We start from the raw sequence: 16,110 nt of genomic DNA, 5'->3' as shown, positions 1-16,110 counted from the left end.
GTTACGCCGAGTTCCTCGCAGCATTGATGATCCCGAACATACTCCTGGTAACCAGTTTCTCATACACCACTTTCAGTTGCTCGTTGGTCTCGGGCTGATTCAGTTGATGTAGCGCATACTGCTGGATGGTAAGCAGGGGCAATACAATCTTATCACGCATCTGGATAGAAGCGCGGCCTGGCTGGTCATCGGCCATCAGGTCGGCCGCATCGGCCAGTTGCAATACGAGCCGCCGGGTGAGGTCGAACTCATCTTTGACGAGTTGCCAGATGGGTCCGTACTGTGGATCGTCTTTAATATACTGTGTTATAGCAAAATAAGATTTCAGCATACTCATCATGCTGTTGTCGATCAATGTGCGGAAGAAAAGCACGTTGCGGAACATCGCTTTCACATCATTCCACAAACCTTTATTCTTCATTTCCAGCAAAGCAGTGCCTACACCGTAAAAGCCCGGCACGTTTTGTTTGAGCTGGCTCCAGCTTCCCACAAATGGCACGGCACGAAGGTCTTCGAATTTCAGGTCTCCGCCATTGCCTCTTTTGGAAGGGCGGCTGGCAATATTGCTTTTGCTGTAATAATTCAGCGGACTGAACCGTTGCAGGTAAGAGAGGAACAGTGGATGTGTTTTGAACGATTGGTATGCTTCGTGACTGATCCTGCCCAGTTCTTCCAGCAGGAAACGGTCGTGTTGCGATACCTGTATGCGTGTGTCGGCAAACAATTCATTACTGGCCCCGGCACTCAGTAATTGCTCCAGGTTATACTGCGATGATTGTATGGTGCCGAAATTGGACGTAATGGTTTGCCCCTGTACGGTAATCTGTATTTCTTCGTTCTCAATATTGCTGCCGAGTGAAGCGTAAAACTTATTCGTTTTACCTCCGCCGCGAGAAGGGGGGCCTCCGCGGCCATCGAAGAAGCGGGCTTTGATATTGTATTTGCGCGAAATGGCAGTAAGGTTTTCTTTGGCCGTATAAATGCTCCAGTTGGCCTGCAGGTAGCCACCGTCTTTGGTGCCATCGCTGAAGCCGAGCATTATGGTTTGCTGTTGCTTACGCAGGTGCAGGTGTTGCTTGTAAATGGGAAGCGTATAGAGCAACTCCATGATCGACTCTGCTTGCTGCAGGTCGTCGATGGTCTCAAACAAAGGAACAATGTCGATGCTGAGCAATTCCTTGCTCCATCCGCATAAACGGAGCAGGGCATATACTTCCATCACATTCACCGCGCTCTGGCAATTGCTGATGATGTAACGATGACAGCCGGCTTCTCCGTTTAACTGTTGTATCTGGTTGATGGCATACATGCTTTCAAGGGTATCCCTGGTAATGGTATCCCTGAAGAGCGCAGGATCGATGTTGCCGTGCAGATCGGCCAGCACCGCAATTTGTGCAGTGGGGCTGAGCGTTTCGTAATTGTCGGGCAGTATGGGGTGTAAAGATTTTTCTTTTAATTCTTTGTTGATCTGCAGCAACACATGCCTGTGTATACGACTGTCCTGCCTCACGTCCAGTGAAGCGAAATGCATACCGAATATCTTCACTTTGTGTATCAGGCTATCGACCCTTTGCAGGAACAGGGAATGGTGCTGCGATACCATCAGGTTGCGTATATCGTACAGCTTATGAAGGAGCTCATCTTTACCGATATGACGGCAATCGGTTGGACGGAAAACGTTTGCATATAGTTGTTCCTCCAGTTCGTGCACCATCTGGTCTACGCCCGAGAAAGTGAGGCGGCGCTTGAGTTTGCGGATATCCCGGTAATAGCATACAATGATAGCGCTTCTTAGTGCCTCAGCTACTTTGATAGTAGTAGCAGCATTGACAAAGGGATTCCCATCCCTGTCGCCACCAGGCCAGAAGCCCAGTTCAATGAAAGGATTGTCTCCATCGTAATCGTTGTCGAATATTTCGCGGGCAATAAAATTGTAGATATTACCGATGGATTGGTAAAGGATGTTTTCCAGGTACCACATGAGATTGACCGCTTCATCGTAAGGCGTGGGTTGCTTCTTGTTAAAGAAAGGCGTGATGCCCAACTGCTGGATGTATTGGTTGATGGTATGGAAATCGTTTTTATTGATGGCATCGCTCATGTCGTGAATGATGCCCAGTACATTACCTGGATAAAACTGGGTGGGATGCGCTGTGAGTACAACCCGCACCTTGAATTTGCGCAATTTGTTTTTCAGAGCCTGCGTTTTTCCGGTGAAAACAGCTTCATTATAGAGGCCTTTCAGGCTGCCGGCGCCGTTGATATCATTGACAGAATCAAAAGCGGCATCTTCGATGGCATCGAATAATACCACCTGTCTTTCAATGTACTGAACGGATTTGAAGAGCCGGTCGATCTTGTCGGTCTCCTCGCGTACGCTGGTATGCTGCTGAAAGAACTCGTTGATGATCTCTATGGGGCTTTTCCCATTGGCGTATCCGTCAACACAAGCTTGTAAAAGAATGGGGAGAAAAGCGCCAACATTGGCTACTCCGGAAAAGGGAAGCGCTGCAAACAGACTATTGTAAATGGTATATTTATCTGCTACGTTGCGTTTGAAGTTATTGGTGTATAATGATGAAGACATATCCTGTTCTAAACGGCTCCGAAGTTAGTCTATTTGCTGTTAATGATCTTAACAAAAATTGTAGACTATTCAGCTGTCACTAATGAATGTTTGTTATGGAGTTTGTTACTTACATTTATTTGGTATTCTTTTGCAGGGAATAGAATCCAATACCTTTGTAAGTTGCCTATATCTAAAAATTGCCCTGAATGCATCCAGACGATAAGGAACTATTGTTTCAGTTTCGTGTACCGGCCACCAAAGAACGGGCCTTCAATGCTATTGTAAAAAAGTATCAGGAGAAGTTGTATTGGCATATCCGAAGAATGGTGATAAACCATGAGGATGCCAACGACGTGCTTCAAAATGTATTCATCAAAGTATGGAATGCCCTTGAGCAGTTCAGGGAAGACAGCCAATTGTATACCTGGTTGTATCGGATCGCTACCAATGAATGTTTGAGTTTCCTGGAACAGCAAAAGAAGAGAAGCGTGCTGAGCATGGAAGACCTGGATGCTGCTGCCAGCGACAAAATAAAGGCCGATCAGGGGTTCGATGCCAACCAGTTGGAATGGAGGCTTCAGTTGGCAATACAGCAACTTCCTGAAAAACAGCGGATTGTGTTTAACCTGCGGTATTATGAAGAAATGCCTTATGAGGAAATGAGCAGGGTATTAGATACCAGTGAAGGGGCATTGAAAGCCAGTTACCATCATGCCGCAAGGAAAATCGAGGAGTTCATTAAAAATTATTAAACTTTCGGTTAGCGCCGGGGTCTATTATAGTTGTACATGGATCAGCATCAGCCCATAGAAAATGAATTGAACAGCATCAGCCCCCTTCTGGCAGGTCTGCAACGGCACACGGTATTTAGTGTGCCTGCCGGCTATTTTGACGGGTTGGCTGATCGTATCATACAGAAAATCAAGCTGTTGGAAAAGGAGAAAGATGCCGATGAACTGGCAGATATTGCCCCCTTGCTTCATGCCATGGCCAGGAAAAATGTGTACACTGTTCCTGAAGGGTATTTTGAACAGACCATTGTGCACCCCCCTGTGAGGCTAGTGTCTATACACCGTTCGGGTAAATGGATGCGTTATGCCGCCGCGGCTGTCCTTACAGGAGCTATTGGTACAGGTATTTTCTTTGCCTCCCGGAAAGAACAGGTGAGTGATTATGAAAAATATACGAAGGTGGATGTATCTTCAGCCATCGATAAAGTGAGCGATACGGAGCTGGTTAATTACCTGGACAAAAATGAGCGACTGACCGGAAGTACTGACCAGACCATGGTTACCGCCAGCGAAGAATTACCAGACCTGAGCAAACACATCAGCCAATATTCCGATGAGGAACTGAAGAAGTTCCTGGATGAAAATAAGGATTTGGAGCTTGTTAAAGAAACCCCCGGAGGCGAATAATTTATGATGAAGCGGATACCAGTTTTACTATTATTAATAGCCGGTCTCTATTATACCACTGTCGCTTGCCCATTCCAACAGCAACAACCACAACAGCAGCCGGCAACACCAGCCCAACAAACAACTCCGCCACAACCCACTATCAATGTGATGGGTTTGAAGATTGCATTTGTAACCAAACAATTAAACCTGAGTTCAGAAGAAGCCCAGAAATTCTGGCCTGTGTATTACGATTATGTGGATGATATGAAAGATGCGAGGGAAGAAGAGAAAAAAATGGATGTGCTGGCTTTCGAAGAAAGGTTGCTTAACATCCGCAAAAGATACAAGGTTGAATACAAAAAGATACTCGGTACCGACGAACGCGCCAATAAAGCACTCACGATCGATCGCGATTTCAACCAGGTGGTAAAAAAAGAATTGCAGCAAAGAGCCGAGTTAAGGAAACAGCGCAATAGTAATAAACAGGGTAATTAATTATTTTCTCCCCAAACAGGTGTTTTGATATCGTGGTAGAATAAAAAGGTCCAGCTTTTTTCCTGTCCTTCCTGCCACCATTGCTGTCTTAATTCCATGCATTTTTTTCCGTCGTAATCGTATTTGGCCACGAAGCGGTTTTTCATTTGTTGTAATTGCGGTGCATCGTCACCTCCGAAAAAAACGGTCTTCCCATTGGAAACAATGCTGAATACCTGGTGAAATTTACTGTGCGCACCAGTTAACCGGTAATGGATTTGATCGCCGATCCATCCATCATCATTTGTCAACCATTCTACCCTGCTAAAATCTTCTAACAAACTGAAGTCTTCAGAAATATAAGAAGCATTGCCTGCTTCCATCGCAAAATCGAACTCTCTTTTTTGCACGTAATAAGTAGCATACGGGAAGCTGATGAAACGTTCTCCTGTTCTGTCATCTGTAAGCGTGATGCCGCCTGCGTGGTCTTTGTGTAAGTGGCTCATCAGCACTTTGGTAACCTGGGAAGGATTGATGCCCGCTTTCAGCAGGTTGTTGTGCAGTTGGGGTTTGCCATCGGCATCGTTATATCCCAGCCCTGTATCCAGCAGGATGATATCGTTATCCGTTATCACAACAAAAGGCTGTATCTCAACCAGCATGCTTCCAACGGGCCTGCTGTTCAGCACTTGTGTTTCCGGATCGAAGGGATTGAAAACTTTTGTCTTATCTACTGTGAATGCGCCTTCTGAAAGCGGAACGATTTGAATAGGGTTGCTCATCTTAAAACCATTTGTCTGTCAGCATCCAGCCTCAGCAGGACGAAGATCAGCACGGTAAAAGTCAGTAATGAAGATCCTCCGTAACTGATCAGCGGCAAAGGTATGCCCACAATGGGAAACAACCCAATGGTCATACTAACGTTCACGGCAATATGGAAGAAGATGATACTGGCCACACTGTAAGCGTATACCCGGCTGAAAGTACTTCGCTGTCTTTCGGCAATTTTGATGATGCGGAAGAGCATGAAAAGATAAAGCAACAGGAATACCAGGCAGCCCGAAAAACCAAAGGCTTCGCCCAATGATGTAAAGATGAAATCGGTATGTTGTTCAGGTACGTATTTACCCCTTGTTTGGGTTCCTTTGAGGAAGCCCCGCCCCAATAACCCTCCCGAGCCAATGGCTATCTTGCTTTGTCTTACGTTATAGTCGTCTGGTTTATGCGCCGCTTTTTCATTGGGGTTTTTCCGCGCCGATTTTTTGTTCAGGCTGCAATCGTATTCTTTACCCACCATGCTGTAAATGCGGGTACTTTGATAGCATTCGAATACGTTGTTGAATATATAGGGCACTACAAAACGCTGTACGCCCACACAGAGTAACCAGGTTCCTATAATAATGGTAAGCAATCCTTTGTTCCTCCGGAATTGTTTACGTAACATAAAGATCAGCACAGCGGCAATAACAGTAAGAATGATGGCCAGCAAGTTGGGTTCCACTACCAGTGTGGCAATTACCAGTACGGCAAAAGAAGAGCCCACAACCAGTATCTGGCCTGGCAGCCCCTCACGGTACATGGCAACTAGGAAAGAAGAATATACGAGGGCCAATCCCATCTCATGCTGTAAGATCGACAACATAGCAGGAGCCGCAGCAATAATGCTTGCAATGATCTGTGAGCGCAGCTTGCTGAAATCCACTTCTTGTCGCGATATGAACTTGGCCAATGCCAGCGCAGTAAAGATCTTGCAAACTTCTGCCGGCTGCAGGTTGAAGCCTCCGCCCAGTGGTATCCAGCTTTTAGAGCCGTTGATATTTTTCCCCAATACAAAAGTGGCCAGCATCAGCACAATCCCGAAAGCATAGAGCAGGTTGGCAAAAGCGGTAAACAATTTACTGTCTGTTAGCAGGATGAAAATGGCAACGATGGCACAGATGCCACTGAAGATGAGCTGTTTGCTGTAGTTGGTTTTACCGCTGAGAAAAGACTGCGCCCAGTTGGTGCCGGTGCGATATTCTACCATGAATATGCAAAGAATACCTATGCTTACCATGATAGCATAGAGCCATATCATGGTAAAATCTACACCCTGTGCCACTTTGTTACTCCTGTTATTCATAAGGTTTAAGCGCTTGCTGTTCTCTTTGATAAAAATTTACGTGGGTCATCGGGCAGAATAGCCTGTGTTGTTATCCTATGCTGTTGTTTGTCTTTGTTGGGTTTAGGTGGATTGTTTACAGGTGCGGGAGGAGGAGTGTCTATATCAGGTTCCTCCTCAATATTCGAAGTATCACGCATGGCTTTCTTCGCGGCTTCCGATTCTTTTGCCTGTCTGCTGGAATCCCTTGCGGCTATTGCTTTTCGCATCAATGCGGGGATCAGGTTCTTTTTAGTGAACTCTTCCAGCATCGCTTTCCGTTCTGTTCCCGAGATAGAATCCCTTAAATATTTCTCTACCAGCAGGCTGGCAATAGGAGCGGCGGCCCAGGCACCCTGACCTGCATTTTCGCAAATGACCGCAATAGCTATTTTAGGATTTTCTCTTGGAGCAAAAGCACCAAAGAAAGAGTGATCGATCTGTTTTTCTACTTTGCCATTGACTTTGGCATAGTTCTCTACCGTACCCGTTTTGCCGCACATGTTGATACCCGGTATTCTCGACCTGACAGCTGTTCCATATTCTACCACGGCCTGCATGCCATCCTGCACTGCTTCAAAAACAGAGTCGGAGATATGATTGGCAGTATGGTGTTTTGTCTTGTATGCTTGCAGCATGTTGAACTCATCTCCTCCTTCAATTGAGTCGATAAGATGGGGTACATAATACCAGCCCCTGTTGGCAATGATGGCCATTACATTGGCTAGCTGTGCTAATGTAGTGCTTACCTCGCCTTGCCCTATAGCGTTGGAAATAATATTACAGGATTGAAAATAAGCGCCATACATTTTGGGATTACGGTAGAATTGAGGTGTAGGGATGTTTCCTTTTTTCTCAGAGGGCAGGTCTATGCCCAATCTACGGCCCAGGCCAAACGAATAGGCATATTTGTTGAATACGGTCAGGGAGCTGTCTATACTGCCATATCTTCGTTGATCCAGTATTCGCTTATATACTGTGGAGAAGTAGGTATTGTCACTATGCGCAACCGCTTCTTTAAAATTGAATACACCTTTATCGAGACATTTAGGCTTGCCCGTACCGCAACCGGTAAAATAACCGGGACAGCTGATCATTTCTCTTTCGTTGATTACGCCTTCAGTTAAACCGGCAATACCTACTACTGTTTTAAAGGTAGACCCCGGCGAGTAAGTAGTAGCAATGGTTCTGTTGAGCAAGGGCAGCCTGGGATCGAGAAAGAGTTCAGAGAAATGTTTCCTGCGCTGATTTCCCGTGAGGTAGTTCGGGTTGTAAGTCGGGGCACTTACCATGCAAAGGATGCCACCTGTTTTGGGATCAATGGCCACAATGCTTCCTACCTTATTGGTCATTAATGTTTCGCCGAGTTTTTGTAATTCAACGTCGATGCTGGAATACAAGTTTTTTCCGGCAATAGCGGTTGTATCATAAGCGCCATTTTCCCATGACCCCTGTATACGGCCCCTGTTATCCCTGATGTAGCGTTTGATGCCCCTTTGTCCCATCAGCACTTTCTCGTATGTATTTTCCAGGCCTGTTCTTCCCACATAATCGCCCATCTCATAACCTTCCTCTTTATGTCTTCTGAGAAAACCGGTATCTACTTCTGCGATGTATCCGAGAACAGCGGCGCCAGCGTTATAAGGATAACTCCTCACTGACCGTTCGTTCAGCGCAAAACCGGGAAACTTATACATGTTCTCATTCAGCTTTGCATACATTTCAGGCGTAAGCAATGCTTCGAAAACGCTGGGTTTTACACTGGTGTTCTTGAAAATGATCTCCCGCATTCTTTTGCGGTAAGTGGCGGTATCGATGTCCAGCAGGTTGCAAAGCGCTAATGTATCGGTTCCCTTCGCGTCGGCGGGAATGACTATCAGGTCGTAGCTGACAGCGTTTTCAAGGATAGCCTTTTTTTTACGATCGAAGATGATACCGCGGTCGGGATACACCACTTTCCGGTAGAAAGCATTATTATCGGCCGCCAATTTGTATTTGGCAGAGAACAGTTGTAGGTTGACCAGCTGGCCAATGATGACCAGGATAACGCAGGCAAAAACAATTTGCACTACGCGGCTCCTGTTCTGATTAAATACCGGCATAATTCAATAAACTATTGTAAAGAATATTGCAAATCTACGCTGCATTGGTTTTATACCTTCTCTTGCGAGGGAACAACATTTCGGCAAGGGCAATCAGCAACAGACTCACCGCAGTGGTGCCCGCTACTTTCCCCAGGAAGTATATGAAGTTACCGAATTGCAGCCATTCGATCAATACAAGGTAAAAATGGTGTACGAAAGTCAGTATAACCACGTAGAGGCTGTAAGGTGCCAGTCCCATACTTTTCACACTCGGCTCGGAATAGCTCTGTTCGGTGGTTTCCTGTGGAATGAGGAGACCAAGGAGAACGGGTCTTATAAAAGCGATAAGCACACAGGGGGCTGCGTGCAGACCGGGCGTTCCAGTGAAAGCGTCCAGGGTGAGTCCGAATGCAAATGCCAGTACCATCAGGAACAGGCGGTTGATATTGAAGGGCAGCCAGATGATGAATAAGAAATAAATATAGGGCACGATGAACTGGTGCAGCGGGGGCACTTCATTCAGAATGAACACCTGCAGCAGGATGAACAGTACATAACGGATGCTATTTCTTACAAGGCTGCTCATGGATTTTTCGATGGGGTATTTTCCAACGCCGTCTGCTCGGCATAGCGCGCATTGGCTATCACGTTAACATATTGCAGGTTGAAAAAATTAGTGGCTATTTTTACTTTGATGAGATAAAAATTACTTGAGGGGTCGGCGCTGATAGCGGCAACAGTGCCCACCATCAGGTGTGAAGGAAAATTGGCGGAATAATTACTGGTGAGTACAGTATCGCCTTTATTCACTTTCGCACTCTTGCTCACATTTTTCAGTTGCAGATAGGAGGGATTGACGCCATCCCATTCGATGCTTCCTGCATAATTATCTTTCTTGAGCATGGCGCTCACTTTGCTGTTGCGGTGCAACAGGCTCATCACGCGGCTGATGTTGTTAGTGGCTTCCACTACAACACCTACAATGCCTTCCGGACCGATGACAGCCATTCCTTTTTTAACGCCTTGTTGGGTACCTCTTTCCAATGTAATGAAATTGGTTTGCAAGGTTACGGTATTACCAATGACCCTGGCCGGCAGATAAATGTATTTACGGTAATGTCCCAGTGTATCGCGCAAAGTAGTATCGGTAACAGCTTTGCGACTGCTGTCGGGTGCCTGGAAATTGGCTGCCAGCATATTGCGCAGGCGCGCATTTTCTTCGGCCAGCTGCCGGTTGGTCTCTTTCAGGCTGAAATAACTGCGCAGGTTGCTGTATCGATGGTTGAGGTTACCGGTTGCTTCATTGAGAGCAGCAGAGAAAAAAGCCTCGTGGGTTTTGCTTGCGTTGCTTAATAAGATAATGGCAGCAATCTGTAACAGCAGGAAGCTGAGAAAACCAAAGTACCGCCGTATGAAGAAAAATATGTTTTTCAAGGGACTATCTCATAATAAAAGGAAACCGCTGATAGTTTTTTAAAGCCAATCCTGTACCGCGTACTACGCTCTTGAGCGGATCATCGGCTACGTGCACAGGCAATTTGATTTTGGCGCTGAGGCGTTTGTCCAGACCACGCAACAGCGCGCCACCCCCCGTCAGGTATAATCCTCTGCGGTAGATATCAGAAGCCAGCTCGGGCGGCGTGGTCTCCAGCGCTTTCAGGATGGCTTCTTCTATTTTGAAAATGCTTTTATCCAGTGCTTCTGCAATTTCCTGGTAGCTTACCATGATCTGTTTAGGAATACCTGTTACCAGGTCACGGCCGTTTACGGGAAGATCATCCGGCGGATTGTCGAGGTCTTTCATCGCAGCGCCCACCTGTATCTTGATCTGTTCTGCGGTACGCTCACCAATCAGTAAGCTGTGGTAACGACGCAGGGCTTCCATGATATCGGCAGTGAATTCATCACCCGCGATACGGATACTCTGGTCGCATACAATGCCGGCAAGAGCGATCACGGTAATACCTGTTGTACCACCACCAATATCAATGATCATATTACCAACCGGTTCTTCTACGTCGATGCCGATACCCAGTGCTGCGGCCATGGGCTCATGGATCATATACACTTCTTTGGCGCCTGCCTGCTCGGCACTGTCGCGCACCGCACGTTTTTCAACTTCGGTAATGGAAGAAGGAATACAGATGACCATACGCCAGCTGGGCGGGAACAAGGGTTTCTTTGGATAGATCATTTTGATCAGTTCCCTGATCATCAACTCGGCGGCGTTGAAGTCGGCGATCACGCCGTCTTTCAACGGACGAACCGTGCGGATGCTTTCGTGTGTTTTTTCGTGCATCATGAGCGCTTTCTTTCCTACCGCCAACACTTCTTTCATGTTGTTACGGTTCAGCGCCACTATAGAAGGCTCATTGACTACTACTTCGTCGTTATGTATGATGAGGGTATTCGCAGTACCCAGGTCCATCGCAATTTCCTGTGTGAAAAAATTGAACAATCCCATTGTAAATCTTAAATTCTAATTAGTCAGCTAATGCTTGCAAAGGTGGATGAAATTGGTTGAATTAACAAAGTCTAAAATACCGATTTTTCAGGCAAATTCGTATCCGATATCCTTCCGGTAGTACATGCCGTCAAAACTGATTCCAGCCAGTGTTTTTTTCGACAGGTTCACTGCCTCGGTAATGTTGTTGCCGAATGCCGAAACCGCTAATACTCGTCCGCCATTTGTCACCACATCGGCACCCAATTGTCGGGTTCCTGCGTGAAATACGATGGTGGTTTTGTTGTCGCCGGCATGGGCCAGTCCCTCGATCCTGATATTCTTTTGATAATCGCCAGGGTACCCTCCGCTGACTGCCATTACTGTGCAGCAGCTCCTCTCGTCGAAAGCGATATTAGCATCAATTAACGTGCCATTATCCATCGCTGCAAAAAGTGCCACCAGGTCTGTCTGTAACCTCGGCATCACTACTTCTGTTTCGGGGTCGCCCATGCGGCAATTGTATTCGATCACATAGGGTTCGCCATTGCAGTTCATCAGTCCGAAGAAAATGAAACCATGATAAATCAACCCTTCTTTTTTCAATCCGGCTACTGTTGGACGTATGATGCGTGACGCTACTTTTTGCATAAAGACCTCATCCATAAAAGGTACGGGGCTTACACAGCCCATGCCACCTGTGTTGAGCCCGGTATCCCCTTCACCGATGCGCTTGTAATCTTTGGCATGGCCGATGAGTTGATAGTCGATACCATCTGTGAGTACAAATACACTCACTTCAATACCCTGCAGGAATGATTCGATCACCACTTTGCTGCTGGCTTCGCCAAATTGTTTGTCCAGGATCATGGAGGCAAATACTTCCTGTGCCTGCTCAAGGGTTTCGGCAATGACTACCCCTTTGCCTGCGGCGAGTCCGTCTGCTTTCAATACCACGGGCAGACTGTGCGCGGCGATGTATTTTTTTCCTTCTTCAAAATTATCGGCAGTGAACTCGGCATAAGCCGCAGTGGGAATCTGATGGCGCTGCATGAATTTTTTGCTGAAAGCCTTGCTGCCTTCCAACTGGGCCGCCGCCGCCGAAGGGGCTACGACGGTAATCTTCTGCAACTGCTCATCGGCCTGAAAAAAATCGTAAATACCTTTTACCAGCGGCTCTTCAGGTCCTACTACCAACATATTGATGTGATGTGTAATACAGGCTTCTTTAATAGCTGCAAAATCTGTTACACCGATGGGTAGATTGGTACCGTATTGAGTTGTTCCTGCGTTGCCGGGAGCAATGAATAATTGGTCGCAATGATGACTCTGGCTCATTTTCCAGGCCAGCGCATGTTCTCTTCCGCCCGAGCCAAGTAAGAGTATATTCATGGTAAAATACTGATTGTGGGGCGAAAGTAGAACTTAATTCATTCCACATAACTTTTTTCCGGCAGGCGTTTGGCCACCAGCAGGTAAAGCACAAAAAAGCCCGACAATATGCTGATGAACAGCCAAAAATAACTGGCACCTGTATAGCGTGCAAAGAACCCGTTATTGGCAATGCTGTTGTTGACAAGACTGGTGAAAATATTGCCCAGCGAAATCCCCAGCAGGTAAAGGGCCGTCATGGTGCTCTTCATGGATTTGGGTGATTGGGTATAGGCATATTCCAGGCAGGTGATAGATACCAGTACTTCGGCGCCGGCCAGGATGAAATAAGCCAGTATCTGCCACCACACAGTGGGCCTGCTACCCTGATCGATCTTTTCCTGTAAAAAAGCAATGATGATAAAGGACAGGATGGTTAGGAACAACCCCGCACCGATCTTACGCAGCGGCGTAACCTTGATGCCTGTTTTTTCAATGAGTGGGAACAATCCATAAGTGAACACCGGTATCAGGCTGATCAGAAACAGGGGATTGAATGTTTGAATCTGCTCCGGCAGGAACTCATAACCGAAAATATGCAGGTCCAGTTTGGTAGCCTGCAATACCCATTCGGAAAGGTTTTGGTCCCACAGGGCCCAGAAAATGGGAGTAAATGCAAATACAGCCAGGATGCGGTACACAGCCTGCACGCCATCGATGGCCTCTGGAGAATATTTTTGGGCTACCAATTCCCAAACTGTTTTCCCCTGGCGGTTGGAAAAAGCCTTTTTCAGGGCATAGAGGGATATTCCCATGAAATTTTCTTTTTTTACACCTGTTGGCGGCACTTTTATATATCTATGCCGGCCCAACCAAAAGATCAGTGTAGCCAGACACATGAGTATGCCCGGTATGCCGAAAGCGAGTTCCGGTCCGTATTTCTTATAGATGATGGGTATCAGCAGGGTCGACAGTACAGAACCCGAATTAATGCTGAAATAGAACCAGCCATAGACTTTCGACATCAGTTCCTGGTTCGATTTGTCGAACTGGTCGCCCACATTGGCCGATACGCAGGACTTGATACCTCCCGCCGCAATGGCTATCACGATGAGGCCGGTGCTGAACAGGCTGAGATCGTGTGTAGACAGCGACAGTAACAGGTTACCAATGGCATATAATATAGAGACATAGAGGATAACCTTGTATTTGCCGAAGAACCAGTCGGCAGCAATACCACCCACCAGCGGCATAAAATAAGCAAAGAAGACAAAGAGGTGTGATAGCTCGTTGGAACGGGCTTCGGCTATGCTCTGCATGGCCGGGTTATGGGCCGGGTTGAAGAATTGCGCTACCAGGAAAGTGGGCATGATGGCTCGTATGGCATAAAAGCTGAAACGTTCGGCGGCTTCATTTCCGATAATAAATGGCACCGATTTGGGCATTTTAGCTTTTTTTTGCTCGTTTGGTATCTCGGGCATAAATCGTATTTTGAAATTTTAAATCGTGCCGAAAGTAAGGATTTATGAGTGGAAACTAACAATTGGCAGCTAACAACTAAACTATACATTGATGTCTCAATCTTCCAAGACCTTTAAGCCCTTCGTTTCTCCCGAAACGAATATGAAAGAATTGACCGTTAAGTCCATACTGGTGGGTAGTTTGTTCGGCGTTATTTTTGGCGCCGCCACCGTGTACCTGGCTTTGAAAGCGGGCCTCACCGTAACTGCATCCATCCCCATTGCTGTTATTGCCATTACATTGGGGCGAAGATTCCTCAAGACCACCATCCTGGAAAACAATATCATCCAGACTACCGGTTCTGCGGGTGAAAGTATTGCAGGCGGGGTGGCTTTTACACTGCCGGGCTTTCTTTTTCTTTCATCGCCTACCAGCGCTGAGTACTTCAATTATTTAACCATATTGGTATTGGCTATTGTAGGCGGACTGTTAGGCACTTTGTTAATGATACCCTTGCGAAGGGCCCTGATCGTTAATGAGCATGATACCCTTCCTTATCCCGAAGGAACTGCTTGTGGTGATGTGTTGAAGGCCGGTGAGAAAGGCGGTGATTTTGCCAAGACGGCTTTCTGGGGGTTGGGGGTGGCATTGCTGTATGCGTTCTTACAAAAAATACTGCACGTGATTGCAGAGACGCCTTATTATGCAACCAAACAGATCAATAAATTCTTCCCTTCGGCAAGGGTAAGCGGCGAGATCACACCTGAATATATTGGCATTGGTTACATCATTGGGCCGCGTATTGCCGGTGTGTTGGTGGCGGGCAGTGTGTTGAGCTGGATGGTGTTCATTCCTTTGTTGTCTACATTGGTTCCGGGGGATGTGATTGCATTGCAACTGGCCAAGCTGGGTTACCTGGCAGATATCACCAAGCCGGGTGGTAAAGGCGGGTGGGATCCGGTTACGCATCATTTCAGTGATTATGCATCTGCCATTTATTATGCTTATGTAAGGCAGATCGGTGCGGGCGCAGTAGCAGCAGGGGGTATCATCACCCTTATCAAAACCATTCCTACGATTGTAAAATCGGTGAAAGGAAGCCTGTCTTCTTTGAAGGCTGGCAATGAAGAAGGTGCTGCAACTGCTGTGTTACGCACAGAAAGAGATTTGAGCCTGAAGGTAGTAGGATTGGGCAGTCTTGGCCTGATCGCTGTTATTACTTTATTACCACAAGTGCCCGGCGATAACCTGCTCCAGAAATTATTCATTGGTATACTGGTATTGTTGTTCGGCGCTTTGTTTGTAACGGTAGCTTCACGCATTGTAGGATTGATCGGTACATCGAACAGCCCCATCAGTGGCATGACCATCGCCACAGTGATGGGCACCAGTCTTATCTTTCTCAGTGTGGGTTGGACTGGTAAAGCGTTTGAGCCATTGGTGCTGGTAGTTGGAGGGATGATCTGTATTGCCGCAGCCAATGCCGGAGGTACTTCGCAAGACCTCAAGAGCGGTTACCTGGTAGGCGCCACACCGCGTAACCAACAGATCGCTTTGTTCATTGGCGCTATTGTATCTTCTGTTATTATTGGTATAACGGTTAAGTTCCTGGATAAACCTTCAACAGAAATGTTACAGCAAGGGGTGCATCATGCGATCGGTTCAGAGAAGTTCCCGGCGCCGCAAGCTACATTGATGGCTACATTGATCAAAGGGATATTGTCGCAGAACCTCGACTGGCAATATGTAATGGTGGGTATATTCCTGGCTGTTACAGTAGAACTCTGCGGTTTGAAAGCATTGAGTTTTGCTATTGGTGTTTACCTGCCGCTTTCTACCACGCTGCCCATTTTCGTGGGAGGCGCTATCAGGGGAATTATAGAAGCAAAACAGAAGAAAGCAAACAAGCAGTTGAGCGCTGAAGAAGAGGAGTTGAGTAAAGGAAGTCTGTTTGCAACGGGATTGGTAGCGGGTGGCGCTGTTGCCGGTGTGTTGATTGCTTTTATTGCCGGAAGTGATAAAGGAGAACGATTCCTGAATGCAGTGAGCATGGAAGACAGTATCAGTCATGCGTTATCACAGGATGGTTATTTCCTGGTGGGCGCTTTGTTCTTCGCATTGATGGGCATCATACTGTACCGGGTGGCAATGAAAAAGGCGGTATAGTT

General features: G+C 46.8%; 13 protein-coding genes. 4 read left to right on the top strand and 9 right to left on the bottom strand.

Annotation, left to right across the window (positions count from 1 at the left end; translation table 11 throughout):
• Position 1: 1 nt before the first annotated feature.
• The gene (locus SEDOR53_RS0102050) at positions 2-2,587 is read right to left on the bottom strand and encodes a phosphoenolpyruvate carboxylase (RefSeq protein WP_026768212.1); all 2,586 of its coding nucleotides are present in this window, start codon (positions 2,585-2,587) and stop codon (positions 2-4) included.
• A gap of 188 nt (positions 2,588-2,775) precedes the next feature.
• Between SEDOR53_RS0102050 and SEDOR53_RS0102045 the strand changes: the two genes are divergently transcribed.
• From SEDOR53_RS0102045 to SEDOR53_RS16885, 3 genes are read left to right on the top strand one after another with little or no spacing between them, the layout of a single operon-like run.
• Entirely contained in the window at positions 2,776-3,321 is a 546-nt protein-coding gene (locus SEDOR53_RS0102045) for an RNA polymerase sigma factor (RefSeq protein ID WP_026768211.1), read from the top strand.
• Between the two features lie 36 nt (positions 3,322-3,357).
• The gene (locus SEDOR53_RS0102040) at positions 3,358-3,987 is read left to right on the top strand and encodes a hypothetical protein (protein ID WP_026768210.1); all 630 of its coding nucleotides are present in this window, start codon (positions 3,358-3,360) and stop codon (positions 3,985-3,987) included.
• Positions 3,988-3,993: 6 nt separating this feature from the next.
• Positions 3,994-4,464: a hypothetical protein gene (locus tag SEDOR53_RS16885; RefSeq protein ID WP_037360392.1), complete on the top strand. Its 471-nt coding sequence runs from the start codon at positions 3,994-3,996 to the stop codon at positions 4,462-4,464.
• On the opposite strand, the gene SEDOR53_RS0102030 is transcribed toward SEDOR53_RS16885, so the two are convergent.
• The 8 genes from SEDOR53_RS0102030 to SEDOR53_RS0101995 all read right to left on the bottom strand — a co-directional run bounded on the left by SEDOR53_RS0102030 (position 4,461) and on the right by SEDOR53_RS0101995 (position 13,962).
• Positions 4,461-5,225: an MBL fold metallo-hydrolase gene (locus SEDOR53_RS0102030; RefSeq protein WP_232214704.1), complete on the bottom strand. Its 765-nt coding sequence runs from the start codon at positions 5,223-5,225 to the stop codon at positions 4,461-4,463. The genes SEDOR53_RS16885 and SEDOR53_RS0102030 overlap by 4 nt on opposite strands.
• A complete protein-coding gene (rodA, locus tag SEDOR53_RS0102025; protein WP_026768207.1) occupies positions 5,222-6,565 on the bottom strand; it encodes a rod shape-determining protein RodA in 1,344 nt (447 codons plus the stop codon). The genes SEDOR53_RS0102030 and rodA overlap by 4 nt, the downstream gene beginning before the upstream one ends.
• Positions 6,566-6,570: 5 nt before the next feature.
• Positions 6,571-8,685, bottom strand: a complete 2,115-nt coding sequence (gene mrdA, locus SEDOR53_RS0102020) for a penicillin-binding protein 2 (protein ID WP_026768206.1) — start codon at positions 8,683-8,685, stop codon at positions 6,571-6,573.
• Between the two features lie 34 nt (positions 8,686-8,719).
• Entirely contained in the window at positions 8,720-9,253 is a 534-nt protein-coding gene (locus SEDOR53_RS0102015; RefSeq protein ID WP_026768205.1) for a hypothetical protein, read from the bottom strand.
• Complete coding sequence (gene mreC / locus SEDOR53_RS0102010) at positions 9,250-10,101, bottom strand: rod shape-determining protein MreC (protein ID WP_026768204.1); 852 nt, start codon at positions 10,099-10,101, stop codon at positions 9,250-9,252. Before mreC ends, SEDOR53_RS0102015 begins: the two co-directional genes overlap by 4 nt.
• Positions 10,102-10,105: 4 nt before the next feature.
• Entirely contained in the window at positions 10,106-11,131 is a 1,026-nt protein-coding gene (locus SEDOR53_RS0102005; RefSeq protein WP_026768203.1) for a rod shape-determining protein, read from the bottom strand.
• 87 nt (positions 11,132-11,218) lie between these two features.
• Positions 11,219-12,502, bottom strand: a complete 1,284-nt coding sequence (gene purD / locus SEDOR53_RS0102000) for a phosphoribosylamine--glycine ligase (protein ID WP_026768202.1) — start codon at positions 12,500-12,502, stop codon at positions 11,219-11,221.
• Between the two features lie 38 nt (positions 12,503-12,540).
• Positions 12,541-13,962 carry an MFS transporter gene (locus SEDOR53_RS0101995; protein WP_037360388.1) on the bottom strand — a complete coding sequence of 474 codons (1,422 nt, stop codon included), beginning with the start codon at positions 13,960-13,962 and terminating at the stop codon, positions 12,541-12,543.
• A 91-nt stretch (positions 13,963-14,053) separates the two neighbouring features.
• Here SEDOR53_RS0101995 and SEDOR53_RS0101990 point away from each other — a divergent pair, with 91 nt between their 5' ends.
• Positions 14,054-16,108, top strand: coding sequence for an OPT family oligopeptide transporter (locus tag SEDOR53_RS0101990; protein WP_026768200.1), 2,055 nt, complete (start codon positions 14,054-14,056; stop codon positions 16,106-16,108).
• Positions 16,109-16,110: the final 2 nt, after the last annotated feature.

Source organism: Asinibacterium sp. OR53 (assembly GCF_000515315.1).
Classification (GTDB): domain Bacteria; phylum Bacteroidota; class Bacteroidia; order Chitinophagales; family Chitinophagaceae; genus Sediminibacterium.
This window is presented reverse-complemented; position numbering and strand designations above follow the sequence as displayed.